3 protein-coding genes are annotated in these 2,629 nt (G+C 70.7%); 1 reads left to right on the forward strand and 2 read right to left on the reverse strand.

Going from position 1 to position 2,629, the window contains the following annotated elements; all coding sequences use genetic code 11:
- Nucleotides 1-130: 130 nt before the first annotated feature.
- Both RWP81_RS16140 and RWP81_RS16145 read right to left on the reverse strand, forming a co-directional pair.
- Nucleotides 131-1,165, reverse strand: a complete 1,035-nt coding sequence (locus RWP81_RS16140; protein WP_314457829.1) for an HAD-IIA family hydrolase — start codon at nucleotides 1,163-1,165, stop codon at nucleotides 131-133.
- Entirely contained in the window at nucleotides 1,165-2,031 is an 867-nt protein-coding gene (locus RWP81_RS16145; RefSeq protein ID WP_314457827.1) for a hypothetical protein, read from the reverse strand. The genes RWP81_RS16140 and RWP81_RS16145 overlap by 1 nt, the downstream gene beginning before the upstream one ends.
- Between RWP81_RS16145 and RWP81_RS16150 the strand changes: the two genes are divergently transcribed.
- A partial coding sequence (locus RWP81_RS16150; protein WP_314457828.1) for a hypothetical protein occupies nucleotides 2,020-2,629 on the forward strand: 610 nt, incomplete at its 3' end. The genes RWP81_RS16145 and RWP81_RS16150 overlap by 12 nt on opposite strands.

The raw sequence follows: 2,629 nt of genomic DNA on the forward strand, positions 1-2,629 counted from the left end.
GTCGTGCACCGCGGCGTATGCCTCCGCGCGGGTGTCGAGCGGTTGCGCCTCGATCAGGCGCACACGGTCTATCAGCTCGGGCGCGGCATCCGGGGCGGTGCTGTCCGACATGGATGCCATGCTACCGACGTCAGCGCCCGCGGAAGGGGTCGGCGTACAGCTGCTCCGGTACGCGGAATCCGAAGATGGCGCGTCCCGAGTTCCAGATGGCCGCGGCTCCCGCTCGCAGCAGGTCGATCTGTCGGCCTCCCTGCGACACGATCCGCAGGTCGACGCCGTCGATCTCGACGATCGCGTCGCCCACGCGCGTGCGCGCGCCCTTCACGATCGTCGCCGGGTACGGCTCGAACAGCTGGCGCAGGTCTTCGATGATGTAGTCGGGACGCTGCGACGGGATGGCTGCGAGCACCTGCTTCGGCCGATCGATCCCCGTCAGCACCAGCACCGACGGCATGTCGGCCACATGCGCCCCTTGGATATCGGTGTCCAGGCGATCGCCGATGAAGAGCGGTGCCTGAGCCCCCGTCCGAGTGACCGCCACCTCGAAGATCGGGCGTTCGGGCTTCCCGGCGATCGTCGCGAGACGGCCGACCGCGGTGTGCACGGCCGACACGAGGGTGCCGTTACCCGGAGCGATGCCGCGTGCCTGCGGGATCGTCCAGTCGGTGTTCGTCGCGACCCACGGGATGCCCCCGTCTTCGATCGGTGTCGCGAGCGCGTAGGCGGCCTCGGCCAGCTGTGCCCAGCCGACCTCCGGCGCGAAGCCCTGGACCACCGCCGCCGGTGCGTCGTCGGCGCTGCGTGTCACCGTGAACCCGGCCTTTTCGACTTCGACGACGAGCCCCTCCCCGCCGATGACGAGCAGCGTCGACCCCGCGGGCACGAGGTCCTTCATCAAGCGCATCGCGGCCTGCGGGCTCGTCGTGACGTCGGATGCCTCCACGCGAAGCCCCAGCGACGACAGGTGTTCCGCCACGGAGACGTCCGTGCGGGAGGCGTTGTTGGTGATGTACCCGAGACGCCTCCCTTCGGCCTGGGCCCTGTTGAGGCTGTCGACGGCGTGCGGCAGGGCGCCCGGGCCGGCGTAGACGACACCGTCGAGGTCGGCGAGGACGACGTCGATCCCGTCGAGCGGGGTCGCATCCGGCTGGGCGCGCCCGAAGATCACCGTTCGCCCTCGCGCTCGTCGGCCGGCACATCGACACCGCTCGACGACGGTTCGCGGGACTCTTCGTCCCCGTGCCGTTCGCCTTCGACGACGTCGTCGGAGCTCGTCGTCACGACGTCCCCGTCCTCGTCGTCCCGCACGTTTCCGGCACCGTTCTCCTCGCCCGCGTGGGCCGACCCGTCCTCGTCGTCCTCGGTGTGGACGGCACCGTCTTGGTCGTGGACGACGTCGTCCACGGGAATGACCCCGGATGCCACGTCGACGCCGCCCTCGTCGTAGATGAGTTCGATCTCCTCGACCACGATCACCTCGCGATCCGCGACCCCCGACGCGGCATCCAGGGCGTCGGAGGCGATCTGAGCACGTCGTTCCCACTCGGCCGCCTCGTCAACACGTCCGAGCTCCTCGAGCACGGCCGCTCGGGCGGAGAACAGCGCCGGACTCCACTCGAACGCGCGGTCCGGGTCGGCCTCCGGGATCTCGAGTTCCTGCAGTGCGCGCTCCGTCTCGCCGAGATCCAGTCTCGCCCCCGACATGGCGATCGCGAGCTGGACGCGTACCGGAACCGACAGCGTCGAGCGGTCGACGGCGCGGCCTTCTTCGAGCGCACGGTCGGGGCGGCCGACGCCCCGCTCGCTGTCGACGATCAGCGGCAGCTGGTCGTCGGAGCCGGTGATGCGACGATGCGTACGGAGCTCCCGCAGCGCCAGCGCGAAGTCGCCGACGGCGTAGGCGGTGATCGCCACGGTCTCGCGGACGACGCCGACGCGGCCCGCGCTCCGGGATGCCGCCAGCGCATGCTCGTGCGCCAGCTCGGGTTCTTCGTCGATGAGGCGGGCCGCCATGGCGAGGTGACGCGCCACGTTCTCGGCATTGTCCTTGCTCAGGGTCTTGAGCTCATTGCGCGCTGCGCCCGGCAGGTCCCACGCGGTGACTTCCTCGGGGATCTCCGGTCCGCGCTCCCGTCGGTCCTGGGGCGGGCGCGTTGCGCGAGAGTCCTCACGGTCGAACCGTCGGGGAGCGCCCGCACCGGGGCGACGGTCGCCGGACGGCCGACGGTCGTTACCGGCGAAGCCGCGCGAGTCGCCCTCACGACGGGGGCGACCGACGCCGCCACCGTCCGTGCGGAAAGTCCGGTCTCCGGAACGCGGCGGACGAGAGTCGTTGTCACGACGGAACGGACGATCACCGTCACGCGGCGGACGAGAGTCGTTGTCACGACGGAACGGACGATCCCCGTCACGCGGCGGACGAGCGTCGTTGTCACGACGGAACGGACGATCGCCATCGCGCGGCGGACGAGAGTCGTTGTCACGACGGAACGGACGATCCCCCTCACGCGGCGGACGAGAGTCGTTGTCACGACGGAAAGGACGATCCCCCTCACGCGGCGGACGCGACTCACCGTCACGACGGAACGGACGATCGCCATCGCGCGAGGGCCGACCTGCGCCGGCGCCG

The organism is uncultured Microbacterium sp., from assembly GCF_963521695.1.
Lineage (GTDB): Bacteria > Actinomycetota > Actinomycetes > Actinomycetales > Microbacteriaceae > Microbacterium.